Origin of the sequence: Streptococcus parasanguinis, from assembly GCF_016648925.1 — a bacterium.
GTDB lineage: Bacteria > Bacillota > Bacilli > Lactobacillales > Streptococcaceae > Streptococcus.
Window position 1 is genome coordinate 21293 of the sequence record NZ_JACLQX010000007.1, and the last position, 24942, is coordinate 46234.

General features: G+C 42.1%; 21 protein-coding genes and 2 pseudogenes. 21 read left to right on the plus strand and 2 right to left on the minus strand.

Annotation, left to right across the window (positions count from 1 at the left end; translation table 11 throughout):
* The first annotated feature begins 132 nt into the window (after positions 1 to 132).
* Genes tsaE through lytR form a run of 3 tightly spaced genes read left to right on the plus strand, consistent with a single transcriptional unit; the run spans position 133 to position 2318 of the window.
* A complete protein-coding gene (gene tsaE / locus H7T97_RS03750; RefSeq protein WP_031575203.1) occupies positions 133 to 588 on the plus strand; it encodes a tRNA (adenosine(37)-N6)-threonylcarbamoyltransferase complex ATPase subunit type 1 TsaE in 456 nt (151 codons plus the stop codon).
* Positions 581 to 1111 (plus strand): GNAT family N-acetyltransferase, encoded by a 531-nt coding sequence (locus H7T97_RS03755; protein WP_155125302.1) that lies wholly within the window; start codon positions 581 to 583, stop codon positions 1109 to 1111. Before tsaE ends, H7T97_RS03755 begins: the two co-directional genes overlap by 8 nt.
* 13 nt (positions 1112 to 1124) lie before the next feature.
* Complete coding sequence (gene lytR, locus H7T97_RS03760) at positions 1125 to 2318, plus strand: glycopolymer--peptidoglycan transferase LytR (protein WP_003010418.1); 1194 nt, start codon at positions 1125 to 1127, stop codon at positions 2316 to 2318.
* A gap of 21 nt (positions 2319 to 2339) precedes the next feature.
* On the opposite strand, the gene H7T97_RS03765 is transcribed toward lytR, so the two are convergent.
* Together H7T97_RS03765 and H7T97_RS03770 are read right to left on the minus strand one after the other, a co-directional pair.
* Positions 2340 to 2630 carry a hypothetical protein gene (locus H7T97_RS03765; protein WP_195529443.1) on the minus strand — a complete coding sequence of 97 codons (291 nt, stop codon included), beginning with the start codon at positions 2628 to 2630 and terminating at the stop codon, positions 2340 to 2342.
* A 12-nt stretch (positions 2631 to 2642) separates the two neighbouring features.
* Complete coding sequence (locus tag H7T97_RS03770; protein WP_195529444.1) at positions 2643 to 3056, minus strand: HIT family protein; 414 nt, start codon at positions 3054 to 3056, stop codon at positions 2643 to 2645.
* 67 nt (positions 3057 to 3123) lie between these two features.
* Between H7T97_RS03770 and H7T97_RS03775 the strand changes: the two genes are divergently transcribed.
* From H7T97_RS03775 to glyS, 18 genes and pseudogenes are all read left to right on the plus strand, one after another.
* Positions 3124 to 3855, plus strand: a complete 732-nt coding sequence (locus tag H7T97_RS03775; RefSeq protein ID WP_070589996.1) for an ABC transporter ATP-binding protein — start codon at positions 3124 to 3126, stop codon at positions 3853 to 3855.
* Positions 3852 to 4907 carry an ABC transporter permease gene (locus H7T97_RS03780; RefSeq protein ID WP_201089466.1) on the plus strand — a complete coding sequence of 352 codons (1056 nt, stop codon included), beginning with the start codon at positions 3852 to 3854 and terminating at the stop codon, positions 4905 to 4907. Before H7T97_RS03775 ends, H7T97_RS03780 begins: the two co-directional genes overlap by 4 nt.
* Before the next feature lie 40 nt (positions 4908 to 4947).
* The gene (gene ccrZ, locus H7T97_RS03785) at positions 4948 to 5742 is read left to right on the plus strand and encodes a cell cycle regulator CcrZ (RefSeq protein WP_003003852.1); all 795 of its coding nucleotides are present in this window, start codon (positions 4948 to 4950) and stop codon (positions 5740 to 5742) included.
* The gene (gene trmB, locus H7T97_RS03790; protein WP_024056398.1) at positions 5739 to 6374 is read left to right on the plus strand and encodes a tRNA (guanosine(46)-N7)-methyltransferase TrmB; all 636 of its coding nucleotides are present in this window, start codon (positions 5739 to 5741) and stop codon (positions 6372 to 6374) included. The genes ccrZ and trmB overlap by 4 nt, the downstream gene beginning before the upstream one ends.
* Positions 6375 to 6471: 97 nt before the next feature.
* Positions 6472 to 6951: a ribosome maturation factor RimP gene (gene rimP, locus H7T97_RS03795; protein WP_201089467.1), complete on the plus strand. Its 480-nt coding sequence runs from the start codon at positions 6472 to 6474 to the stop codon at positions 6949 to 6951.
* A 44-nt stretch (positions 6952 to 6995) separates the two neighbouring features.
* Positions 6996 to 8138 (plus strand): transcription termination factor NusA, encoded by a 1143-nt coding sequence (nusA, locus tag H7T97_RS03800; RefSeq protein ID WP_031575236.1) that lies wholly within the window; start codon positions 6996 to 6998, stop codon positions 8136 to 8138.
* Between the two features lie 14 nt (positions 8139 to 8152).
* Complete coding sequence (gene rnpM, locus H7T97_RS03805) at positions 8153 to 8449, plus strand: RNase P modulator RnpM (protein WP_155125296.1); 297 nt, start codon at positions 8153 to 8155, stop codon at positions 8447 to 8449.
* The gene (locus tag H7T97_RS03810; protein ID WP_045760253.1) at positions 8442 to 8741 is read left to right on the plus strand and encodes a YlxQ-related RNA-binding protein; all 300 of its coding nucleotides are present in this window, start codon (positions 8442 to 8444) and stop codon (positions 8739 to 8741) included. The genes rnpM and H7T97_RS03810 overlap by 8 nt, the downstream gene beginning before the upstream one ends.
* Before the next feature lie 16 nt (positions 8742 to 8757).
* Positions 8758 to 8881, plus strand: a pseudogene (locus H7T97_RS10410) (translation initiation factor IF-2 N-terminal domain-containing protein); the annotation flags it as partial.
* Positions 8882 to 8976: 95 nt separating this feature from the next.
* A pseudogene (gene infB, locus H7T97_RS03815) lies at positions 8977 to 11472 on the plus strand (translation initiation factor IF-2); the annotation flags it as partial.
* A 73-nt stretch (positions 11473 to 11545) separates the two neighbouring features.
* The gene (gene rbfA / locus H7T97_RS03820) at positions 11546 to 11896 is read left to right on the plus strand and encodes a 30S ribosome-binding factor RbfA (RefSeq protein ID WP_003003976.1); all 351 of its coding nucleotides are present in this window, start codon (positions 11546 to 11548) and stop codon (positions 11894 to 11896) included.
* A gap of 450 nt (positions 11897 to 12346) precedes the next feature.
* Entirely contained in the window at positions 12347 to 13978 is a 1632-nt protein-coding gene (locus tag H7T97_RS03825) for a Na/Pi cotransporter family protein (RefSeq protein WP_070594441.1), read from the plus strand.
* A 152-nt stretch (positions 13979 to 14130) separates the two neighbouring features.
* The gene (gene nagA, locus H7T97_RS03830) at positions 14131 to 15288 is read left to right on the plus strand and encodes an N-acetylglucosamine-6-phosphate deacetylase (protein WP_070594461.1); all 1158 of its coding nucleotides are present in this window, start codon (positions 14131 to 14133) and stop codon (positions 15286 to 15288) included.
* Between the two features lie 131 nt (positions 15289 to 15419).
* Positions 15420 to 15638, plus strand: a complete 219-nt coding sequence (locus tag H7T97_RS10275) for a hypothetical protein (RefSeq protein ID WP_049498094.1) — start codon at positions 15420 to 15422, stop codon at positions 15636 to 15638.
* Complete coding sequence (locus tag H7T97_RS03840) at positions 15635 to 16477, plus strand: aldo/keto reductase (RefSeq protein ID WP_070594442.1); 843 nt, start codon at positions 15635 to 15637, stop codon at positions 16475 to 16477. Before H7T97_RS10275 ends, H7T97_RS03840 begins: the two co-directional genes overlap by 4 nt.
* 269 nt (positions 16478 to 16746) lie before the next feature.
* Positions 16747 to 21165, plus strand: a complete 4419-nt coding sequence (locus H7T97_RS03845; RefSeq protein ID WP_201089469.1) for a S8 family serine peptidase — start codon at positions 16747 to 16749, stop codon at positions 21163 to 21165.
* A gap of 508 nt (positions 21166 to 21673) precedes the next feature.
* Positions 21674 to 22591 (plus strand): glycine--tRNA ligase subunit alpha, encoded by a 918-nt coding sequence (gene glyQ / locus H7T97_RS03850; protein WP_002886077.1) that lies wholly within the window; start codon positions 21674 to 21676, stop codon positions 22589 to 22591.
* 282 nt (positions 22592 to 22873) lie between these two features.
* Positions 22874 to 24910 (plus strand): glycine--tRNA ligase subunit beta, encoded by a 2037-nt coding sequence (glyS, locus tag H7T97_RS03855; RefSeq protein WP_201089471.1) that lies wholly within the window; start codon positions 22874 to 22876, stop codon positions 24908 to 24910.
* Positions 24911 to 24942 lie beyond the last annotated feature (32 nt).

Sequence of the window (24942 nt, forward strand, 5' to 3'; positions counted from 1 at the left end):
TTTTAGATGGATCGAGGGAATTAATGGGGGAGTTTCCTGTTTTCTTTGATTCCTTTTTCTCAAAAACAAACCGGAGTCGAACAATTTCTAAAAGAAAGAGCAGATTTTTAAAAAGTTTGGTATAATAGAGAAATGATTAGTCACAATGAAACGGAGCTGATCGCTCTAGGAAAACAGCTAGGAAAACTCTTAGAAAAGCAAGACGTGATCATCTTATCAGGTGATCTAGGGGCAGGAAAAACGACCTTTACCAAGGGAATTGCAAAGGGGTTAGGGATTGATCAGATGATTAAAAGCCCGACCTATACCATTGTTCGTGAATACGAAGGTCGCTTGCCTTTATACCATTTGGATGTTTACCGGATTGGGAATGATCCAGATTCTATTGATTTAGATGATTTTCTATTTGGAGATGGTGCTACCATTATTGAATGGGGAGAGCTGATTGAGCCGAGTCTCTCGGATGCTTATCTAAAAATTTTTATCCGAAAATTAGAAGATGGGCGAGAGTTAGCTTTTGAAGCTCATGGAGCGCGTGCAGAAGCTTTGCTGGCATCCTTTGAGCAGGTGGAAAAAACCGATGACTAAGGAAAAGGAAGTAACATTAGAAATTCGGCAAGCTGACAGTGCAGACGCGGCTCTTGTCGTTGATTTCTTAAATCAAGTTGGGAAAGAGTCAGATTACATGACGCTAGATGAAGCTGGAATTGGCATGTCTCCAGCAGACATGGAGCAATTTCTGATGGTGCAAGAGATGGCGGAAAACCGGATTTGCCTCTTGCTATTTCTAGATCAGGAACTGGCAGCTTTGTTAAATATCACTGCAGCTTCTCAACGGTCCATTCAGCATATTGGTGATGTCTTTATTGTGGTTCAAAAAGCTTATTGGAATCAAGGGCTTGGACAGATCTTGTTGGAAGAAGGAATTGAGTGGGCGCACTCGACCGGTGTTCTCAGGAAACTAGTCTTGAATGTCCAAGTGCGCAATGAACGAGCGGTTCACCTGTATAAAAAGTTAGGTTTTGAGATCGAAGGTTGCCAAGCTCGTGGAGCTTGTTCAGCTGAAGGAGAATTCTTAGATGTTTACCTTATGGGCAAACTGATAGATTAGAGAGAGATTCTATATGGTTAAAAAAATTATTTTGATGTTTTTGAGCTTATTGACGGTAACAGTGATTGGGATCGGGGCCTATGGCCTTACCATCCTAAACCAAACGACTGGGACTCTCAGTAAGACTTATAAGGGCTTTGGAAATGAGACCAATGTCATTGCAGAAAACAAGCCGATGACCATCCTTTTGATGGGGGTTGATACAGGTAGTGGTTCTCGGGAAGATCCTTGGGCCGGAAATAGTGATACCATGATTTTGGTGACTGTCAATCCTCAAACAAAAGAAACAACCATGACGAGCTTGGAAAGAGATATCCTAACCAATATTACTTCAGATGGCGAAACGGTCCAAGCAAAATTGAATTCGGCTTATGCTCAAGGCGGTGCCAAGTTAGCCATTAAGACCATTCAAGATCTTTTGAATATCCATATTGACCGCTATGTCATGATCAATATGAAGGGATTGGTTCAATTAGTGGATAAGGTTGGTGGCATCACGGTCAACAATCCATTTGACTTCGATATCTCGATCGAGGAAAATGAGCCAGAATATACGGCTAAGATCGCACCAGGACGTCAGGAGATTAATGGGGACCAAGCTCTCGTTTATTCACGCATGCGCTACCAAGACCCAGAAGGAGACTACGGACGTCAAAAACGCCAACGTGAAGTGATCAAAAAGATTGTTGAGAAAGTTTTAAGCCTCAATAGTTTGAGTCACTACAAAGGAATCATTGAGTCTGTTAGTGACAATATGCAAACCAACATAGCGCTTGACAGTAATAGTCTTCTTCAATTGTTAGGATATAAAGATGCCCTTTCAACGATTCATCAGTACCAGCTGAAAGGAGAAGATGCCACCTTAGCAGATGGCGGAAGTTATCAGATTGTCACTTCAAAACATCTCTTGAAAATTCAAAATATCATCCGCAAAGCTTTGGGTCTGAAAGAAATCAAAACATTGAAAACCAATGCTTACCTATTAGATGGAGATGAAGAGTTGAAGAATGCTTCTTCTCAAAGTGATACGCCAGCGGCATCATCTGAGGAAGCACCTGTTTACCAAGAGTTTAACCAACTACCAGTTGTACCATCGACCCAGGATACGGGAGTGGTGACGCCTCAAAGTTCTGTTGCACCAGTGACACCAGTTGCTCCAGCAGCTACAGAGTCGAGCAGTGTGACACCTACGGTACCTTCAGAATAAGAAAAAAACGATTGAGTTTTCTCAATCGTTTTTATTTGGTTTCCAGATGTCTTGAATTTCTTTTAGAGAGGCTGTTGCTTGTTGACTAAATAGTTTGGTTTTGTATTGGAAATCCGTTACCAATTCTTGAAGATTGGTTTTTTGGTCTTGGATAATATCCAGATTGCGTTGGATTTTTGCTAGGTTATCTTGAATTCCCTTAACCAAATGGCTGGATTCAGTCACCTCTGTTTTGATTTCTTTGCGGTTTTTTACTAAGTGGTAGCTAATGCTAGCTCCTGTTGCAAACCAAAAGAGATTTTTGAGTTTCATATGGCCTCCTTTTTAACTGTTTTTGATGGTTTCTGCAAGAACTGCTAGTTGTTCAAAATTAGGCTCGTGTTCAGTAAATGAAATGGCAAGCTCATCTTGATCGGAATAGCGAGGGATAATGTGGACATGTGTGTGAAAAACGGTTTGTCCAGAAACTTCTTCCATGTTGCTGATGACATTCATTCCCTTAGCTTGGGTAGCAGCTTCTACTTTTTTTGCAACTTTAGAGACACGTACAAATAGTTGAGCTGTGGCGGTTTCGTCCATCTCTAAGAGATTGCGAGCGTGTTTTTTTGGAACCACTAACGTATGACCGGGTGTAACCTGAGAGATGTCCAAAAACGCGAGGACTTCCTCGTCCTCATAGACTTTGGAGGAAGGAATGTCGCCAGCTATAATCTTACAAAAAATACAATCGTCAACCATAAATACACCTCATTTAGACTAAATTTTGTTATAATATAAGAACATTATACCAGAAATCGGAGAAAATATGTTAGAAATCAACAAGTTGACAGGGGGCTATGTCAACATCCCTGTCCTGAAAGAGGTGAGTTTTTCAGTTCCGGATGGCCAACTGATTGGTTTGATTGGACTAAATGGAGCTGGGAAGTCAACCACGATTAATGAAATTATTGGTCTCCTGCATCCTTATGCTGGTGAAGTACGGATTGACGGCTTGAGTCTGCCAGAAGCTCCAACGGAATACCGCAAGAAAATTGGTTATATTCCAGAAACCCCTAGTCTATATGAAGAATTAACCTTGAGAGAGCATATCGAGACCGTAGCTATGGCCTATGATTTAGACATGGAGCAGGTCATGGTGCGCGTCCAGCCTTTGTTGGAACGATTTCGTTTGGCTGAAAAATTAGATTGGTTCCCGACCCAGTTTTCAAAAGGGATGAAGCAAAAGGTCATGATTATTTGCGCCTATGCAGTGGATCCAAGTCTTTATATTGTCGATGAACCCTTTTTGGGATTGGATCCTGTTGCAATTGCAGATTTGATTCAGTTATTGGCCGATGAGAAAGCAAAAGGAAAATCGATTTTGATGAGTACCCACGTACTGGATTCGGCTGAAAAGATGTGTGATGGTTTTGTGATCCTCCATAAAGGGCAGATCCGAGCAAAAGGGACCTTGGACGAGCTGCGTTCAACTTTTGGGGATGAGAAAGCAAGTCTAAATGATATCTACATGACCTTGACAGAAGAGGAAACAGCATGAAAGAGTTGATGAAAAAACGGCAAGAAACGTTTCGAACTCAATGTGTAAAATATAGCCGCTATGTTCTCAATGATCATTTCGTCCTCTTTATGCTGATTTTCATAGGATTTTTGGCGGTTCAATACAGCCAATTCTTACAAGATCTCCCCAAAGATACAAGCCTGATCCGCTGGAGTCTCATGATTGGTTTGCTCCTCTTGGTTCCGATAGGCTCTATTGCGACCTACTTAGAGAAGCCCGATGCTTTATTCCTTTTGGTAAAGGAAGAGGAAGTGAAACGTTATATCAAAGGGCAGGCCAAGAAGTCTTTTGTGTTTTGGTTTTTGATTCAAAGTTTTGTCCTTCTATTATTTGTGCCTCTTCTTCTGGCAACGGGGCTGGATAAACTTGCTATTGTAGCCTATATCCTTGTCTTAGGAGTGGCTAAAGGGGCTGTTTTTAGCTGGAAGGAAGCGCGCTTCTACCAGTATGGAAATTTGAATTGGACCTTAGCCATTGCTCGTGAGAATGCAAGGAAACAATTGATTCTTCGCTTCTTTGCCTTGTTTACAACGGTAAAAGGTATTACCAACAGTGTCAAAAGAAGAGCTTACTTGGATGGTTTCTTAGGGCTTCTTCCCAAAACACATGGCAATACGTGGCTTCACTTATATATGCGCTCCTTCCTACGGAATGGAGATCTTTTCTCTATGACTCTCCGACTCTTGGCTCTTTCCATTCTCGCTATCATCTTTATTCCTCAACCTCTCGTAGTGATTGCCCTTGTAGCCTTGCTCAATTACTTGGTTATTTTTCAATTACTGGGGCTTTACAGTGCTTTTGATTACCAACCCTTGACCCTCCTTTTCCCGATGAAACAGGGCAGTAAAAAGGCAGGTTTGAACAAAACGATTCAACTGATCATGGGGATGATAACGGTGATAGAAGGGGGGATTGGCCTGGTCTTTATTTCAGATAAAGTCCTGTTGTTAGGCTTACTGGCTTACACAGTTGCTTTAATCCTACTCTATCTTCCATTTAAGATGGCGCGCTTGGTTGACGAAAGTCGTTAAAATTAGTAAAATAGATTGGAAACTTTTTACGGAGGAAAAGATGGACTCGAATGAAAAAGAGCTAAGCCTCACCCCAATTCCTGGGAAGAGTGGGAAGGCCTACATGGGGACCTACCCAGATGGTGGGCGCGTTTTTGTAAAAATGAATACGACCCCAATCCTTGCGGGTCTAGCAAAAGAACAGATTGCTCCTCAATTATTATGGAGTCGACGATTGCCAGATGGAAATGTGATGAGTGCCCAAGAATGGTTGAATGGGGAAATTCTCACGCCAAATGGGATGTCGAAAAAACAAGTCGTCAATATTTTAACGAGATTGCACCGTTCTAGACCTTTGATGACCCAATTGAAAAAACTTGGCTATCCTGTAGAATCTCCATTAGAATTGCTCAATTCTTGGAGCAATCGGTTGCCAATTGCCCTACGTCAGAACCACTATATCCAATCAGTCGTAAAGAATTTACGTAAGACAGTGCCTGCCTTCCGGGAGGATTATGCGACGATCGTTCACGGGGATGTTCGTCATAGTAACTGGATTGAGACAGAGAGCGGCTTGATTTATCTAGTCGATTGGGACTCTGTTCGTTTGACAGATCGGATGTTGGATGTGGCGCATATCTTGAGTCACTATATCCCAGATTCTAATTGGCGCGATTGGTTAGGTTATTATGGCTACAAGTACAATCAAAAAGTATTTGATAAACTCTATTGGTTTGGTCAATACTCTTTCTTGTGTCAAATTGCTAAATACTATGAAAATAATGATTTAGAAAATGTCAATCGCGAGATCTATGCTCTGCGCAATTTCCGGTTGAAATATGGAAAGGAAATATGAGAGTTAGAAATCGCAAGGGAGCGACTGAATTATTAGAAGCGAACCCGCAATATGTGGTCCTAAATCCAGAAGATGCCAAGGGAAAGTGGCATGAAATTTTTGGGAATGACCATCCTATTCATATCGAAGTGGGTAGCGGAAAAGGGGCCTTTATCACTGGGATGGCCAAGGCCAATCCAGAGATCAACTACATCGGAATTGATATTCAAAAATCAGTCTTGAGTTATGCTTTAGATAAGGTCTTAGAAGCTGATGTTCCTAATATTAAATTGCTTTGGGTAGACGGGGATAGCTTGACCAACTATTTTGAAGATGGAGAAATCGATCAACTCTATCTGAATTTTTCAGATCCTTGGCCTAAGAAACGTCATGAGAAGCGTCGTTTAACATACAAGACCTTCTTGGATACCTTTAAGCAAATTCTTCCAGAACATGGGGAGATTCACTTTAAAACAGATAATCGAGGTCTGTTTGAATACAGTTTGGTAAGCTTCTCGCAATATGGGATGACTTTGAAGGGAGTCTGGTTAGACCTTCATGCTAGCGATTTTGAGGGCAATGTCATGACGGAATACGAGAAAAAGTTCTCCAGTAAAGGACAGGTCATTTACCGTGTGGAAGCACAGTTTTAGCATATTCCTTGCAATCATTGGGGAATCGTGTTATAATACCTTAAATGAATAGAAAAGGAGAGGCGGGGAAATATCTTCGCCTCTTATCTATGAGGAGGTGGCAACCATCGCAACGATTGTTGACTTAGTAACAGAAGTGATTCAGCCAGCTATAAAGGAACCATTTGAATTGGTCGATGTTGAATATGGCAAAATGGGTGGTGACTACGTCTTAAGCATTTTCGTAGACAAACCAGAAGGGATCACACTGAATGATACAGCGGATTTGACAGAAATCATCAGCCCGCTATTGGATCAAATCAAACCAGACCCATTTCCAGAACAGTACTTTTTAGAAGTTACCAGTCCTGGCCTGGAGAGACCATTGAAAACCAAGGAAGCACTCGAGGGAGCTGTTGGCAAGTATGTCAATATCAGCTTGTATAAGGCTGTTGAAAAGCAAAAGGTCTTTGAGGGGAACTTGGTAGGTTTTGAAGAGGATGTTTTGACCATTGAGTATATGGATAAAACACGAAAGAAAACTGTAGAAATTCCTCATAACCTTGTGTCCAAAGCAAGGTTGGCTGTAAAATTGTAACAGAATGAAAGAAAGGATGCCTTTATAGTAGAGGCAAGAAAAACATGAGTAAAGAAATGCTAGAAGCCTTCCGCATTTTGGAAGAAGACAAAGGGATCAAAAAAGAAGATATCATTGAAGCCGTCACAGAATCATTGCGTTCAGCTTATCGCCGTCGTTATGGACAATCAGAAAGTGCAGCGATTGAATTCAATGAAAAAACTGGAGATTTCCGTGTTTATACGGTTCGTGAAGTGGTGGATGAAGTCTTTGATAGCCGTTTAGAAATCAGCTTGAAGGATGCCTTGGCTATTAGCTCTGCTTATGAGTTGGGGGACAAGATCAAGTTTGAAGAAGCACCAGCTGAATTTGGTCGTGTAGCAGCTCAATCTGCTAAACAAACGATCATGGAAAAAATGCGTAAGCAAACGCGCACCATCACCTATAACACTTATAAAGAACATGAAAATGAAATCATGAGTGGAACGGTGGAGCGCTTTGACAATCGGTTTATCTATGTCAATCTTGGTTCGATCGAAGCTCAATTGTCTAAGCAAGACCAAATTCCAGGAGAAGTATTCCAATCTCATGATCGAATTGAAGTATTTGTCTACAAGGTAGAAGATAATCCACGTGGTGTCAATGTCTTTGTTAGCCGAAGCCACCCTGAAATGATCAAACGTTTGATGGAACAAGAAATTCCTGAAGTCTACGATGGAACTGTTGAGATTATGAGTGTAGCGCGAGAAGCTGGAGATCGTACAAAAGTTGCGGTTCGTAGCCATAACCCAAACGTAGATGCGATTGGGACTATCGTTGGTCGTGGTGGATCGAATATTAAAAAGATTACCAGCAAGTTCCACCCAGCTCGATACGATCAAAAATTAGACCGTATGGTTCCGACAGAAGAAAATATCGATGTCATCGAATGGGTTCCAGATCCAGCTGAATTTATCTACAATGCGATCGCTCCTGCAGAAGTGGACCAAGTTATTTTTGATGATGAAGATAGCAAACATGCTCTCGTTGTGGTCCCAGACAACAAATTATCTCTTGCCATTGGTCGTCGTGGTCAAAACGTTCGTTTAGCAGCTCATTTGACTGGTTACCGCATCGATATCAAATCTGCTAGTGAGTTCGAAGAAATGGAAGCAGCTCAGGAAACTTTTGAAGACCAAGTAGAAAGTGACGAAGAGCAAGTCGATTAAGAGAGGGAGGGAAAATGGTAAAAACAAGAAAAATCCCTTTAAGAAAATCTGTCGTTTCAAATGAAATTATTGATAAGCGCGATTTGCTCCGCATTGTCAAAAATAAAGAAGGACAAGTCTTTATCGATCCAACTGGCAAAGCCAATGGTCGAGGTGCTTACATCAAGCTAGACAATGAAGAAGCGGCACTTGCTAAGAAAAAGAAAGTTTTTAATCGTAGCTTTAATATGGAAGTGGAAGAAGCTTTCTATGATGAATTGATCTCTTATGTAGATCATAAGGTGAAGAGAAGAGAGTTAGGCCTTGAATAAGCAAAAGATAAGTAATTTGTTGGGTTTGGCGCAAAGAGCAGGAAAACTCATTTCTGGAGAAGAACTCGTGATCAAAGCAATCCAGGAAGAAAAAGCAAAATTAGTTTTTCTGGCAAATGATGCAGCTAGTAACCTGACAAAAAAGGTGACAGATAAGGGTCACTATTATGAGGTTCAAGTATCTACCGTGTTTTCAACACTAGAATTAAGCACTGCAATTGGACGTTCTCGTAAGGTCGTCGCTGTTGTAGATGCTGGATTTTCAAAGAAAATGAGGTCTCTTATGGAATAGAAGAGGAGGACAGCAATTGTCTAAGAAAAGATTATACGAAATTGCCAAAGAATTGGGCAAGGAAAGTAAAGAAGTCGTCACTCGTGCGAAAGAATTAGGTTTTGACGTCAAGAGTCATGCATCTAGTGTCGATACTGATGTTGCTGAAAAGTTGATCAAGAGCTTTGCAGCGAAAAAAGAAACAGTCGAAAAGAAAGTAGCAGAAGTGGCTGCCAAGACAACGGCTGTCGCAGAGAAAAAAGAAGCAGCGCCTGTCAAAAAAGAAGGAGCAACTGAGACAAAATCAGTAACGCCAGCTGCTAAACCAAAGAGTCGTAACTTTAAAGCGGAACGAGAAGCGCGTGCAAAAGAACAGGCTGAACGTAGGAAACAACAAGACAATCGTCCAAAACGTGATCGCAAAGATAATCAGCGTCATGGTGACAACCGAAATCAACGACCACAAGAGCGAAATGAACAGCGAAATCAAGGTTCTGAGCGTCGCAATAACCGACCAGATCAAAGACGTGGTGCACAGCCCCAAGTGGCACCAAAAGTTGATTTCAAAGCGCGTGCAGCAGCACTGAAAGCTGAACAAAATGCTGAGTACGCACGTGGAAGTGAAGATCGCTACAAACAACAAGCTGCAAAAGCAGAACAAGAACGTCAACAGCGCCGGAAACGGGTAGAAGCACCAGAAGTGAAAGCACCTGTACAGGAGCCAGCTGTTGAGAACCATACAAAACCAGCTGTTGCTGCTGCTCCAGCTCAAGTCGATACACGTCGGAAGAAACAAGCGCGACCAGATAAGAAACGCGATGATTTTGATCGTGAAGAAGATGGTCCAAGAAAACAACAAAGGAATCGAAATAGTCAAAATCAAGTGAGAAATCAGAGAAATAGTAACTGGAATAACAATAAGAAAAATAAAAAAGGAAAGAACAACCGTAATGATGCTCCAAAACCAGTAACAGAGCGTAAATTCCATGAATTACCAAGTGAATTTGAGTATACGGATGGAATGACGGTTGCCGAAATCGCAAAACGCATCAAGCGTGAACCGGCTGAAATCGTCAAGAAACTCTTTATGATGGGAGTCATGGCGACTCAAAATCAATCGCTGGATGGAGATACGATTGAACTCTTGATGGTGGATTATGGAATTGAAGCCAAGAAAAAGGTTGAAGTGGACAATGCCGATATCGAACGCTTCTTCGTTGAAGATGGTTATTTGAATCCAGATGAGTTGGTAGAGCGTCCACCAGTTGTCACCATCATGGGACACGTTGACCACGGTAAAACTACCCTTTTGGATACCCTTCGTAATTCACGTGTAGCAACAGGTGAAGCGGGAGGAATCACTCAGCACATCGGGGCTTATCAAATCGTGGAAAATGGCAAGAAGATTACCTTCTTGGATACACCTGGACACGCGGCCTTTACTTCTATGCGGGCGCGTGGTGCATCTGTTACCGATATTACCATCTTGGTCGTAGCGGCAGATGACGGGGTGATGCCACAGACTATCGAAGCCATCAACCACTCAAAAGCGGCTAATGTTCCAATCATTGTGGCTATTAACAAGATTGATAAACCAGGAGCTAATCCAGAGCGTGTCATCGGTGAATTGGCAGAGCATGGAGTTATGTCAACAGCTTGGGGTGGTGATTCTGAGTTTGTAGAAATCTCAGCTAAGTTCAACCAAAATATCGATGAACTCTTGGAAACGGTCCTTCTTGTGGCTGAAATCCAAGAACTTAAAGCAGATCCAACTGTTCGTGCCATCGGTACTGTTATCGAAGCGCGCTTGGATAAAGGAAAAGGTGCGGTCGCAACCCTCCTTGTTCAACAAGGTACCTTGAATGTTCAAGACCCAATCGTTGTCGGAAATACCTTTGGACGTGTCCGTGCCATGACCAATGACCTTGGACGTCGTGTGAAGGTTGCAGGACCATCTACTCCGGTTTCTATCACTGGTTTGAACGAAGCGCCAATGGCAGGTGACCACTTCGCGGTTTATGAAGATGAAAAATCAGCGCGTGCAGCTGGTGAAGAACGTGCCAAACGTGCTCTGATGAAACAACGTCAAGCAACCAACCGCGTCAGCCTTGAAAATCTCTTTGATACCTTGAAGGCTGGAGAAGTGAAATCCGTTAATGTCATCATCAAGGCCGATGTACAAGGTTCGGTTGAAGCTCTTGCTGCTTCCCTTCAAAAGATTGAAGTGGAAGGTGTGAAAGTGACCATCGTTCACTCAGCAGTTGGTGCCATCAACGAATCAGACGTGACCCTTGCAGAAGCTTCAAATGCCTTCATCATCGGATTTAACGTCCGTCCTACTCCACAAGCACGTCAACAAGCTGAAGCTGATGAGGTAGAAATCCGTCTTCACTCAATCATCTACAAAGTGATTGAAGAAATGGAAGATGCCATGAAAGGTATGTTGGATCCTGAGTTCGAAGAGAAAGTCATCGGGGAAGCAGTTATTCGTGAAACCTTTAAGGTCTCTAAAGTGGGTACCATTGGTGGATTTATGGTCCTTAGTGGTAAGGTTACACGTGATTCCAAAGTCCGTGTCATTCGTGACGGTGTCGTGATCTATGACGGAGCTCTTGCAAGCTTGAAACACTTCAAAGATGATGTCAAAGAGATCACAAATGGTCGTGAAGGTGGATTGATGATTGAAGGCTACAATGATATCAAGACAGATGATACCATCGAAGCCTACATCATGGAAGAAATTAAAAAATAAGAGGCTGACTAGGAAAAAAGAGGACTTTTCTCTGATTTCCTAGTTTTTAAACACAAAGCAGAAAGGAGTTCCTATGGCAAGTCATTTTCGGACAGATCGAGTAGGGATGGAAATCAAGCGTGAAGTCAATGAGATTTTACAAAAGAAAGTCCGTGACCCGCGTGTTCAAGGCGTTACTATTACGGATGTTCAAATGCTAGGTGATTTGTCTATGGCCAAAGTGTATTATTCAATTATGAGTGATTTGGCTTCAGACAATCAAAAGGCTCAGACAGGCCTTGAAAAAGCAACAGGAACCATCAAGCGTGAATTAGGTCGGAATTTGAAACTGTACAAGATTCCGGATCTTACTTTTGTCAAAGACGAGTCTATCGAATACGGTAACAAGATCGATGAGATGTTACGCAATTTGAACAAAGACTAGAGAGGTTGGAAATTTTCCACGCCCAGATTGAAAGACAAAGTCTTCTTAGAAACTTTCCTTAGGTGAGTACGGACGTCAGCGAACTTCTTCGAAGTTCCATGACTAATTATTGAGCCTAAGGTCTCAATAATTCCGAGTACCTGAAACTATTAAGTTTCAGGTACTTTTCTCACGACGAAAAGTTTCAGTAGATGATTGAATCACTCTAACGAGTAACATTTCTTTTTATAGAATTTATTAGATTTATAAAAAAGAATAGTTTGTCTACAGTCTCGGGTTGGAAATTTTCCACCCTCTTTTTTTGGCTCTTAAAACGAGGAAAATAAAACAGAAGGAAAAAACGGTTTCAAAAAATAATAGAAATTTACAGAAATCTCTTGTGTGATTGGAAATTATCCTTTACAATAGGAGAGGAGTTTTATTTCTGATCTCAAATTTGGAGGAATGAACATGTCGATTAACTGGCAGGAAATTGTATTTAACTTTTTGGGAGGCCTGGGGCTCTTTCTCTATAGTATTAAAACCATGGGAGAAGGCTTGCAACAGGCTGCAGGAGATCGACTTCGCTACTATATTGATAAATATACGAGTAATCCCTTTCTAGGGGTTCTAGTAGGGATTGGGATGACTGCCTTGATTCAGTCGAGTTCAGGGGTTACAGTGATTACGGTCGGTCTGGTGAGTGCAGGACTTCTAACCCTCCGTCAAGCTATTGGTATTGTTATGGGGGCCAATATTGGAACGACTATTACCTCCTTTATCATTGGTTTTAAATTAGGAGACTACGCTCTTCCCATGCTCTTTATCGGAGCGGTTTGTCTCTTCTTTACCAAAAATCGTTTGGTTAATAATGTTGGACGAATCGTTTTTGGTGTCGGTGGTATCTTCTTTGCCCTCAACTTGATGAGTGGGGCTATGGAACCTCTTAAAGATTTGCAAGTCTTTCGTGACTATATGGTGCAGTTAAGTAAAAGTCCTATCTTGGGTGTCTTTGTTGGATCAGGCTTAACACTTTTGATTCAGGCCTCTTCTGCAACCATTGGTATCTTGCAAAATCTCTATGCTAGTCATTTGATTGACCTGAAAGGAGCCCTCCCAGTTCTCTTTGGTGATAATATCGGAACGACCATTACAGCTATCATTGCTTCCTTGGGAGCTAATATTGCGGCCAAACGTGTGGCAGGTGCCCATGTAGCCTTTAATGTTATCGGAACCATTATCTGTCTTGTCTTCCTTGTTCCGTTTACCTCTTTGATTCAATGGTTTGAAACGACTCTTCATTTATCCCCAGAAATGACCATAGCCTTTGCTCACGGAACCTTTAATATAACCAATACCATCATCCAGTTCCCATTCATTGGAGCTTTGGCATACTTTGTGACCAAGCTGATTCCTGGTGAGGATGAGGTTGTCAAATATGAACCGCTCTACTTGGATGAAAACTTGATCACTCAAGCGCCTTCGATTGCTCTTGGGAATGCGAAAAAAGAGTTGCTTCATTTAGGTGGGTATGCAGATAAAGCCTTTAGCCTCTCTTATGATTATATTCTTCATCAAAATGAGAAAACAGCTGAAAAGGGTCATAAGACAGAAGAAGCCATCAATACCATTGATGATGATTTGACTCGCTACTTGATTCGTTTGTCAAGTGAAGCCTTGAGTCCGAGAGAAAGTGAAGTTCTCACCAATATCTTAGATTCTTCTCGTGATTTGGAGCGGATTGGAGATCACGCGGAAGCCTTAATTAATCTAACCGATTATTTAATTCGTAAGAAAGTCGTTTTTTCAGAATCAGCCTTGGCCGAATTGGAAGATATTTACAACCAAACCCATCAATTTGTAGAGGATGCTTTGAAATCTATCGAGCACAATGATGTGAGTCTTGCAAATCAACTAGTAGCACGTCACGAGGCAATTGAAAAATTGGAGAAAAGACTTCGGAAAACTCATATTCGTCGTTTGAACCAAGGTGAATGTACGCCACAAGCCGGAGTGAACTTTATTGATATCATTTCTCACTATACACGTGTTGCAGACCATGCCATGAATCTAGCTGAAAAAGTACAAATCGAGCAAATTTAATGAATGTCAAACAGAGTAAGTAGGAAGCTTGCTCTGTTTTTGTATGATTCTATCTAAAAATAGGTCTAGACCATTTACAAATGGAAGTGAAAGCGTTATAATATGTATGAATATAAATGGAACACAGTTCCTACAATGGAAAGGACGATTATATGTCTACATATATTAAAGCAGATCAATTTTATTACCCACATGGAGTTCGCCGTGGAGGTTATTTGGAGCTCGTCAATGGCAAGTTTGGAAAACATGTGGAAAGCTTACCAGAAGGTGCGGATGTGCTGGATTATTCAGGTTACAGTATTGCTCCGGGCTTGGTGGATACCCATATTCACGGTTTTGGTGGAGTAGATGTTATGGATAATAATATCGAAGGCACTCTCCATACCATGAGTGAAGGTCTCTTGAGTACTGGGGTCACAAGCTTTTTGCCTACGACTTTGACTTCCTCTTACGAACAACTTTTGGCGGTAACTGAAAATATTGGTGCACGATATAAAGAAGCAACAGGTGCTAAGATTCGTGGTATTTATTTTGAAGGACCTTATTTTACAGAAAAATACAAGGGAGCACAAAACCCAGCTTATATGAAGGATCCAAGTATGGTAGAATTCCGGGCTTGGCAAAAAGCTGCCAATGGTCTGTTGAATAAGATTGCCCTTGCTCCCGAGCGTGAAGGGGTAGAAGAATTTGTTCGGACCATTACAGGAGAAGGGGTGACAGTCGCTCTAGGACACTCCAATGCAACTTTTGAAGAAGCTAAAAAAGCAGTTGATGCAGGTGCGAGTGTCTGGGTGCATGCCTATAATGGTATGCGTGGTTTGACGCACCGTGAACTCGGTATGGTTGGAGCTATGTATGAGTTGCCTCATACTACAGCAGAGTTGATCTGTGATGGTCATCACGTTGATCCACTAGCTTGTGATATCCTGATGAAACAAAAAGGAAAAGAAAATGTTGCCTTGATTACTGACTGTATGACAGCTGGGGGATTAGAAGACGGGGATTATATGCTTGGGGAATTCCCAGTCGTGGTTGCTGAAGGGACTGCTCGCTTGAAATCAACTGGTAATCTAGCTGGCTCAATCTTGAAATTGAAAGATGGATTAAAAAATGTTGTAGAGTGGGGAATTGCTAACCCTCACGAAGCAGTGATGATGGCCAGCCTCAATCCGGCAAAATCAGTCCATATTGATGATGTTTGTGGTCAAATCCGTGAAGGATATGATGCGGACTTCATCGTACTTGACCAAAATTTGGATCTGGTTGCGACCTATCTCGATGGGGTCAAACGTTACCAGGCGACGAATTAGATTCAAGAATCGAAGATAGAATACTTCCTCTCTAGGTCATACCTAGAGAGGTTTTTGTTTACCAATGGTAGTGCAATTTTGTGAATGCTGTCTTTTCATGCTATAATGGGAATTGAAATGTGAGGTAGCTTATGAAGGCAATTGATATACGTTTTTTATTGATGGGAATTTTTTTCTTGCTCTATGGGATTGTAAGAAAAAATATCTTTATTGTGATCGTTGGTGGGTCATTTTTACTCTATAGTTTTTATAGCAAGAAGATGGAGCCAACCAAGAAGAATATTTTTAAGCCAGAGCTCAAGCTTCGAGGGCCTAAGAAACCGAAGTCGAAGAAAGGAAAGAAGAAATGAATCATTATCGTTTAAATAATGGGGTGGAGATTCCTGTATTGGGATTTGGGACGTGGAAAGCAGCGAATGGAGAAGAAGCCTATCAAGCTGTCTTAGCTGCTTTAAAAGCAGGTTATCGCCATATCGATACAGCTGCGATTTATCAGAATGAAGAGAGTGTGGGTCGGGCCATTAAAGACAGTGGTCTTGCGCGCGAAGACCTGTTTATTACCACCAAACTTTGGAATACTCACCACACCTATGAAGACGCTCAAGCTGCTTTGGAAGAGTCTCTTGAAAAACTAGGCTTGGACTATGTAGATCTTTATTTGATTCATTGGCCAAATCCAAAATCACTTCGAGAAAATGATGCTTGGAAACAACGAAATGCTGAGGTTTGGCGAGCAATGGAAGATATGCTAGCTGCTGGCAAGGTTCGGGCTATTGGTATTAGCAATTTTCTGCCTCATCATTTGGAAGCCCTCCTTGGAACAGCTCGGGTCATTCCGGCTGTGAACCAAATTCGTCTAGCACCTGGGGTTTACCAAAGTGAAGCCATTGCAGCAAGTCGCAAGCATGGCATTTTACTAGAGGCTTGGGGACCTTTTGGCCAAGGAGAATTGTTCCAAAATGAACAAGTAAAAGAAATGGCTACTAAATATGGAAAGACCGTCGCTCAACTAGCCTTGGCTTGGAGTTTGCAAGAAGGTTTCCTTCCATTGCCCAAATCGGTTACACCTGAGCGGATTGCGAGTAATTTAAATTGCTTTGATTTTGAATTGACAGCAGATGATGTGGAACTCCTTCGCCATCTTCCGGTTGAAGCAGGTGCACCAGATCCGGACACCAAAGATTTTTAAAAGGGAATTTCTATTCATTAATAAAAACCGAGGACAGTTTCGTTCTCGGTTTTTAAAATCCTTTCAATGATTAAATAATTTTAAAACTCCAACAAAAACAGATGTTCTATAATACTTCCCCATTCTAATTTACAATTTTCCGAACGAAAACAAATTAATAGCTAGTAATATTCGTAAATGTTACATTTGTGTTACAATTTGTTTTTTGAATGAATTTTCAGACAATTTTGCGTTATAATAGTTACTATTAAAATATAAGGGGAGTTTCTATGAATAGACAAGAACGTTTTTCATTAAGAAAATACAAATTTGGTGTAGCCTCAGTTTTATTAGGGGCTGTTTTGGTATTTGGATCTGCACAAGCGAGTGCAGAAGAACAAGCGGCCAGCCAAACGAGTGCTGGAACACAGCTTGTAGCCACTACTCAACAGGCACCTGCTGAAGAAGAGCATTCACAAGCAACAGAAGCAAATACAGCAGTCGCTAGTGAGAAAGTAGAAGTTGCAAAAGAAGCAACAGTTGCTGAAAAGACAACGAATGCAACAGAAGCAGGTCATGTTGAAAAAATAGAAGCTCCGAAAGAAGCAGCTACTGTTCCAGAAACAAAACCGGAAGTAGCGGAAAAACCTGTAGAAAAAGCAACAGAAGTGGCGACTGCGACAAGTTCTGAAACAACGAATCGCCATGAGGCAGCTGAAAAACCTCAAAGCATCGAAAGTGACGAAATTATTACTGTTCCCCAAACCTGGAAGCAAGGCTATAAAGGGGAAGGGATGGTTGTCGCCGTCATCGACTCTGGCTTGGATGTGAACCACGAGGTTCTTCGGATTACCGATCCTTCAAAAGCTAAGTTTAAAAACCAAGAAGAAATCGAAGCTGCTAAGAAAGCGGCAGGAATCGATTATGGTAAATGGTACAACGACAAGGTTGTCTACGCTTATGACTACTTTGATGGGACCGACAATATCAAAGAGGCCGAAAGAGATTCTCATGGGATGCACGTTACAGGGATTGCAACAGGGAATCCTGATAAAGCAGCAGGAAACGGAGAAAAGATCTATGGTGTAGCACCAGAAGCGCAAGTTATGTTTATGCGTGTCTTCTCAGATCGCCAAAAAACAACGGGATCTGCTCTTTATGTAAAAGCAATTGATGATGCTGTAGCTCTTGGTGCAGATACTATCAACATGAGTCTTGGTTCTACGACTGGTTCTACGGTCAATGCGGATTCAGATATTGTGGATGCCATTAAACGGGCGCGCGCTAAAGGCGTATCTGTCTTAATTTCTGCAGGAAATAGCAATAGCTTTGGAAATGGTTACTCAAGACCTTCTGCTGAAAATCCAGATTATGGTTTGGTCGGAAATCCTTCAACAGTAGAGGACTCCATCTCTGTTGCTTCTATCAATAATAATGTTATTACGACAGAAGTGTTTGAAGTCAAAGGCCTTGAAGGCAATGCGGAAGCGGATAACGGTAAGTTTGATTACAGTAAATCTGCTGCAGACGCTGATTTTGAAAAAGGCAAAGAGTACGAATATGTGTCAGTTGGTCTTGGAAAAGAAGATGATTTCAAAGATCTGGATCTTACCGGTAAATTAGCCTTAATCCAACGCGGGGAAATTCCATTCTCAGAAAAGATTGCGAATGCCTTCCATCATGGTGCAGCAGGAGCTTTGGTCTACAATAATGTGGAAGGATCGAACCTTGGAATGGCAATTGAAGGAGATGCGAAAAAGATCCCATCTGTCTTTATTTCAAAACGTTATGGGGAAGCTCTTAAGGCAGGTTCCTACAAAATTGTCTTTAACAATACTATGGCCAACCGTCCATCTCCAGAGGCAGATCAATTGTCTGATTTCTCAAGTTGGGGAGTAACAACAGATGGTCAGTTGAAACCAGATGTCACAGCACCTGGTGGAAATATCTTTTCTTCTTTGAATGATAATACCTACGGAGATATGAGTGGTACAAGTATGGCCTCTCCTCATGTAGCAGGTGTGGCAGCTTTGGTCAAAGAATACCTTGTGAAGAACCACCCAGAATTGACTCCAGAACAAGTTTCTGAAACTGTCAAAGCCTTGATTATGTCTACGGCTAAACCACATGTTAATAAAGAAACCGGTGTTTATACTTCTCCACGTCAACAAGGAGCAGGGGTTGTAGACACAGCTGCAGCCGTTTCAACAGACTTGTATGTGACTGGTGAAAACAACTATCCAAGCGTTACTCTTGGAAATGTTGGAGATAGCTTTACCTTTGATGTGACGGTTCACAATATTTCAGATACCGATCGTACCTTGAAAATGTTGGTGAATACTGACACAGATGAAGTGAAGGATGGTAAATTTACCCTCCGTCCACGTAAATTGACTGAAACAGCTTGGCCTGAAGTAACCGTGAAAGCACATAGCTCTGAAACGGTTACGGTGAAAGTCGATACAAGTAAATTCACAGAAGAGTTGAGCAAAGAAATGCCGAACGGCTATTTCCTTGAAGGATTTGTTCGCTTTGTAGATCCGGCAGATGATGGGGATGTGGTCAGCTTGCCGTTTATGGGATTCAAGGGAGAATTCCAAAACCTTCCAGCTGTTGAAAAACCAATCTATGATTTGGTTCGCGAAGGAAAAGATGGCTTCTACTATCATGTTCCAAAAGATTTGAATATCTCCTCTAGTGCCAATGTTTCTGCGCTTGTTACCCTGCAAAATGACCTTCTCCTCACACAAGGAAAACGAGATGGTCGTCGGATTACAGTTCTTGGTATTGAAGAAAATGCGGAAGGTACACATTCTCTTCAATTAGATGAGAATGGGAATGTTCGCATTGCCATTTCGCCAAATGAAGATGGAAATAAAGACCTCGTTGAATACAAGACAGTCGCCCTTAGAAACATTGAAAACCTTCGTGCAACTGTTTATGCAGCAAGCGATACGGAACATAAAAATCCACTGTGGGAAGGAACTCCATCTGATCATCGTAAGAACTTCTTCAACGGTGACCAAAAGAACCCACGCAGTTACACACTAGATAACACTGCTTGGAATGGTATTGATGCGAATGGGAAAGCAGTAGCAGATGGTCTATATGATTATGTCATTCGTTATACACCAATGGTTCCTGGTGCTGAAGAGCAATCAACGACCTTTAAGGTTCAAGTTGATACCCAAAAACCAGTGATCACATCAGGATATATCCGTTTCAAAGATGGGGCTCAACAGTTTGTAGCACGTAAAGCCAAAGATGTTGGCGATGGCGGTATCTTAACTGAAAAACTCGTCTATGTGACTCCATTTGATGATCAGGGGACAATGGTCCAAACCAGTGAAGATAAGAATGGTACACGTGCGCTTGAAAATTACCATGTGATCAAGGCCAATGCAGATGGTAGCTTCGATCTTCCTGAAAACATCGATAAGAAGAATATCTACTACTATGTAGAAGACTTTGCGGGGAACGTAGATTATGTTTCACTAGCTGATTTAGTTCGGGATCAAAATAGTGGTCGGGTTCAAATTGCAGTTCGTGACGCTAAAACGAACAAAGATTTGGATACTATGTATGTTTACCGAATCAAAGATAGCAAGGGCCAATACGTGTCAGTTGATAAGACAAAAGATATTAACTTCTTGAACTTTGGTCATTATACTGCTGAAATCTTTACGTATGATCGTACAGAAGTGAAATTTGTCAGCAGCTTGACGCAAGAATTTGATTTGACAGAGGATAATAGTTTCCAAACGATTGCTTTTCTTGCCAATACTTTAGAATACGCGCCAGTTAGCATCAGCTTTGATCAACCGGTTTCAAAAGCAGCTACGATCGTATTAAAAGGGGCAGATGGTGAAAACTTTGTCTTGCCAGCTGAAAAATATGGTAAAAATGGCTTTGGTAAATCTGTAGCAACTGGTCAATATACCTTGGTTGCAACTCTTCCTACAGGCTATGAACTAGCTGAGGAAGCACCAGTGATCTCAGTTGTCGCAGGACGCAACAACAATTATCGTATTGGAGTGATCTCAAAAGTGGATCTCTTAGCTGCTTTGAACAACCAAGCAGATATTACAAAGACAGCGCAATACTTCAATGCCAGTGCGGATAAGAAGGAAGCCTATGATCAAGCCTTGCAAGCGGCCCAAGCAGCCTTGACCAACAAGGTTAGTCAAGAGCAAGTCAACCAAGCTCTAGCTAGTCTTGAAGCTGCCAGCCAAGCTTTGGATGGGAAAGATTCAAACGTTGCGGCCTTGAAAGAAGCTATGCAGGCTTACGATGCTACGACAAAAACTGGTCGTTATGCCAATGCCAAAGAAAAAGTACGTCGCGACTACGATCGTGCTTTCCAAACAGTAGCCTTGCTTGCAGTTGATCCAACTGTGAAACAAGAACAAATCAATCAAGCACTTGCTGAGCTTAGCCGTGCAGAAGGAAAATTAAACGGGAAAGCAACTGATTTTTCAAGTCTTGAAAAATACATCAAGGAAGAATTGAAGTTCCAAGAAAAGAATGCTAAATTCATCTATGCTGGAAATAAAGAAAAAGAAGCTTACCTAGTGGCTTTCAAGGATGCACAAACCATCCTTTCAAATCCAGGAGCAAGCCAACAAGATGTAAAAGATGCTTTGACAGCCTTGAAGAATGCCAAGAAAAAACTTCATGGTAAAAAACCAAAAGCTGCGAGACGTCCATAAGAAAAACAACCTTGTTTGTTAGCCAAAAATCCGTATGAAACGATTGTTTCATACGGATTTTAATTTACAAGTACCTAAAAATCTGCTATAATACTAGTCAAGAAAGAAGGGCTTACGGCGTTTTTCTAGCGAGCTTGGGATAGTGAGAGCCAAGTAGAGCAAAGTAAGCAAGTGGCGCTTTCTCTCAGTAAAAAGCTGAGTAAAGTAAAATAAAATGAAGTAATAAATTAGGGTGGAACCGCGTTTCTGACGCCCCTAGGTCATAGACTTAGGAGCGAAGACACGGTTCTTTTTGTATCCTGAGTCACAAGAAATTTTATGAATAAGGAGTATTCAATGTCAAAAAAACTAACCTTTCACTGCGTTAGTGGCAGATACCTCCTTACAGTCGGACTGCCCCAAGCTCAGGCACCCTGGTGCCTGAGCTAGACGCAGTACTAACTCGTCTTGCTTCGTAAAATCGACGAGGCAGACTCATGTCGCAAGAATTTATAAAAAGGAGAAGAAGATGTCAAAAAAACTAACCTTCCAAGAAATTATTTTGACTTTGCAACAATACTGGAATGACCAGGGTTGTATGCTCATGCAGGCTTATGATAATGAAAAAGGTGCGGGAACCATGAGTCCATATACCTTCCTTCGTGCCATTGGTCCTGAGCCATGGAATGCGGCTTATGTAGAACCATCACGTCGTCCAGCGGATGGACGTTACGGGGAAAACCCAAACCGTCTTTACCAACACCACCAATTCCAAGTGGTGATGAAACCATCACCATCAAACATCCAAGAGCTCTACCTTGAATCATTGGAAAAATTGGGGATCAATCCTTTGGAACACGATATTCGTTTCGTTGAAGATAACTGGGAAAACCCATCAACTGGTTCAGCTGGTCTTGGTTGGGAAGTTTGGCTTGATGGTATGGAAATCACTCAGTTCACCTACTTCCAACAAGTTGGTGGATTGGCAACTGGCCCAGTAACTTCTGAGGTCACTTACGGATTGGAACGTTTGGCTTCTTACATCCAAGAAGTTGATTCTGTTTACGACATCGAGTGGGCTCCCGGCGTTAAATACGGAGAAATCTTCCTTCAACCAGAATATGAACACTCAAAATACAGCTTTGAAGTTTCTGACCAAGATATGCTTCTTGAAAACTTCGAAAAATTTGAAAAAGAAGCAGGACGTGCTTTGGAATTGGGCCTTGTTCACCCAGCCTATGACTACGTTTTGAAATGTTCGCATACCTTCAACTTGCTTGATGCTCGTGGTGCTGTATCCGTTACAGAACGTGCCGGTTACATTGCCCGTATCCGTAACTTGGCCCGTGTCGTAGCCAAAACCTTCGTCGCAGAACGTAAAAAACTTGGTTACCCACTTCTCGACGAAGCCACACGCGCCAAACTCCTAGCAGAAGAGGAAGAATAAAAAGAGTTACAAGAATGGAAAATGGGCAAACAAAGTGAGCTCACATGGCTACCCAGAGGCAAGTCGAAGACTTGCTAAAGGGATAGGCACCGCCGTACTGCTTGATGGGGATTTTTGAAACGTTAGGTTCAAAAATCAGTTGGCTAAATCCACTTTGATGAGACTGTTGGAAATCGATGTCAAGGAGACAGAAGATTTCCCTACAGCCTCACAAAGTTAGTTAGCGACGTCCCCGGTACCTAAGGTGCCTATCAAAAAGAAGAATTTTGTAAAGGAAAAAACATGACAAAAAACTTATTAGTAGAACTTGGACTTGAAGAGTTGCCAGCCTACGTTGTCACACCAAGTGAAAAACAACTCGGTGAGAAAATGGCAGCCTTCTTGGATGACAACCGACTTTCATACGAAAGCATTCAAACCTTCTCAACACCACGCCGTTTGGCTGTCCGTGTCATTGGTTTGGCGGATCAACAAACAGATTTGACCGAAGTTTTTAAAGGACCTTCTAAGAAAATCGCCTTGGATGCAGATGGAAACTTCTCAAAAGCGGCCCAAGGATTCGTCCGTGGGAAAGGTTTGACGGTTGACGATATTGAATTCCGCGAAGTCAAAGGGGAAGAGTACGTTTATGTTACAAAACATGAAGCTGGAAAACCAGCTAAAGAAGTTTTGGCTGGCGTTCCAGAAGTGCTTGCTTCATTGATCTTCCCTGTCAGCATGCACTGGGCTAACAACACCTTTGAATACATTCGCCCAGTTCACACCTTGATCGTTCTTTTGGGCGACGAAGCTCTTGACCTTGATTTCTTGGATATCCAATCAGGTCGTGTCAGTCGTGGACACCGTTTCCTTGGACATGAAGTGGAAATTACCAATGCGGATTCTTATGAAGAAGACCTTCGCACGGTTTACGTGATTGCGGATAGCAAAGAACGTGAAACCATGATTCGTGAGCAAATCAAGGCTATCGAGGCAGATCAAGGTGTTCAAGTTCAAATCGAAGAAGGCCTTTTGAATGAAGTCTTGAACTTGGTCGAATACCCAACTGCCTTTATGGGAAGTTTTGATACTAAGTATTTGGATGTTCCAGAAGAAGTTTTGGTGACCTCAATGGAAACGCACCAACGGTACTTTGTTGTACGTGACCTTGATGGTCAGCTCAAACCAAACTTCATCTCCGTCCGTAATGGTAACGCTGAGCACTTGGAAAATGTTATCCGAGGAAATGAAAAAGTCTTGGTGGCACGTCTTGAAGACGGTGAATTCTTCTGGCGTGAAGACCAAAAACTTAAGATTGAAGACCTCGTTGCTAAATTGGCGAACGTGACCTTCCATGAAAAAATTGGTTCTCTTTCAGAACACATGGCGCGTGCGGGTGTTATTGCAGCGTCACTAGCTGAGCAAGCTGGTTTGACTGCTGAAGAAACGACAGCCGTTGCTCGTGCAGCTGAAATCTACAAATTTGACCTCTTGACGGGTATGGTCGGAGAGTTCGATGAATTGCAAGGAATCATGGGTGAAAAATACGCCCTCCTCGCTGGTGAAGATGCTGCGGTTGCGACAGCTATCCGTGAGCACTACCTTCCTGATTCAGCAGACGGAGCTCTTCCAGAGACTAAGGTTGGTGCCATTCTTGCGCTTGCAGATAAATTGGATACCCTCCTTTCCTTCTTCTCAGTTGGCTTGATTCCATCAGGTTCCAATGACCCTTATGCGCTTCGTCGTGCAACACAAGGGATTGTTCGTATCTTGGATGCCTTTGGTTGGCATATCCCTATGGATGAGTTGATCGACAGCCTTTACGCCCTTTCATTTGATAGCCTTTCATATGACAATCAAGTAGAAGTGCTCAACTTCATCAAGGCGCGTGTGGACAAGATGATGGGACGCACACCAAAAGACATCAAAGATGCTGTTCTTGCTGGTTCAAACTTTGTCGTGGCTGATATGCTGGAAGCAGCTGAAGCTCTTTCAGAAGCTGCGAAGACCGATGGTTATAAGGCGGCTGTTGAGTCCCTCTCTCGTGCCTTTAACTTGGCAGAAAAAGCAGATGCTTCAGTAGCAGTCGATGCCAGTCTCTTTGAAAACGATCAAGAAAAAGCCCTTGCTAAAGCAATTGAAGATCTTGAATTGACTGGTTCAGCTAGCGACAAATTGGCTCAACTCTTTGCTCTTAGCCCAGTCATTGATGCTTTCTTTGACAATACCATGGTTATGGCAGAAGATGAGGCTGTTAAAAACAACCGTTTGGCCCTTCTTGCAGGCCTTGTAGCGAAAGCTAATGCTGTTGCAGCCTTCAACCAATTGAACACAAAATAAGTACCTGATGACAGGTAGAAAGTAGGTTTTAT

What these genes read in the sequence shown, in the direction of transcription:
- ccrZ (WP_003003852.1), top strand. Translation starts at nt 4,948, where the DNA reads ATGGACTCGAATGAAAAAGAGCTAAGCCTCACCCCAATTCCTGGGAAG.
- H7T97_RS10275 (WP_049498094.1), top strand. Translation starts at nt 15,420, where the DNA reads ATGAAGGCAATTGATATACGTTTTTTATTGATGGGAATTTTTTTCTTG.
- H7T97_RS03845 (WP_201089469.1), top strand. Translation starts at nt 16,747, where the DNA reads ATGAATAGACAAGAACGTTTTTCATTAAGAAAATACAAATTTGGTGTA.
- lytR (WP_003010418.1), top strand. Translation starts at nt 1,125, where the DNA reads ATGGTTAAAAAAATTATTTTGATGTTTTTGAGCTTATTGACGGTAACA.
- H7T97_RS03775 (WP_070589996.1), top strand. Translation starts at nt 3,124, where the DNA reads ATGTTAGAAATCAACAAGTTGACAGGGGGCTATGTCAACATCCCTGTC.
- rnpM (WP_155125296.1), top strand. Translation starts at nt 8,153, where the DNA reads ATGGTAAAAACAAGAAAAATCCCTTTAAGAAAATCTGTCGTTTCAAAT.
- H7T97_RS03840 (WP_070594442.1), top strand. Translation starts at nt 15,635, where the DNA reads ATGAATCATTATCGTTTAAATAATGGGGTGGAGATTCCTGTATTGGGA.
- tsaE (WP_031575203.1), top strand. Translation starts at nt 133, where the DNA reads ATGATTAGTCACAATGAAACGGAGCTGATCGCTCTAGGAAAACAGCTA.
- H7T97_RS03770 (WP_195529444.1), bottom strand. Translation starts at nt 3,056, where the DNA reads ATGGTTGACGATTGTATTTTTTGTAAGATTATAGCTGGCGACATTCCT.
- H7T97_RS03765 (WP_195529443.1), bottom strand. Translation starts at nt 2,630, where the DNA reads ATGAAACTCAAAAATCTCTTTTGGTTTGCAACAGGAGCTAGCATTAGC.
- H7T97_RS03780 (WP_201089466.1), top strand. Translation starts at nt 3,852, where the DNA reads ATGAAAGAGTTGATGAAAAAACGGCAAGAAACGTTTCGAACTCAATGT.
- H7T97_RS03825 (WP_070594441.1), top strand. Translation starts at nt 12,347, where the DNA reads ATGTCGATTAACTGGCAGGAAATTGTATTTAACTTTTTGGGAGGCCTG.
- glyS (WP_201089471.1), top strand. Translation starts at nt 22,874, where the DNA reads ATGACAAAAAACTTATTAGTAGAACTTGGACTTGAAGAGTTGCCAGCC.
- nagA (WP_070594461.1), top strand. Translation starts at nt 14,131, where the DNA reads ATGTCTACATATATTAAAGCAGATCAATTTTATTACCCACATGGAGTT.
- rbfA (WP_003003976.1), top strand. Translation starts at nt 11,546, where the DNA reads ATGGCAAGTCATTTTCGGACAGATCGAGTAGGGATGGAAATCAAGCGT.
- glyQ (WP_002886077.1), top strand. Translation starts at nt 21,674, where the DNA reads ATGTCAAAAAAACTAACCTTCCAAGAAATTATTTTGACTTTGCAACAA.
- nusA (WP_031575236.1), top strand. Translation starts at nt 6,996, where the DNA reads ATGAGTAAAGAAATGCTAGAAGCCTTCCGCATTTTGGAAGAAGACAAA.
- trmB (WP_024056398.1), top strand. Translation starts at nt 5,739, where the DNA reads ATGAGAGTTAGAAATCGCAAGGGAGCGACTGAATTATTAGAAGCGAAC.
- H7T97_RS03755 (WP_155125302.1), top strand. Translation starts at nt 581, where the DNA reads ATGACTAAGGAAAAGGAAGTAACATTAGAAATTCGGCAAGCTGACAGT.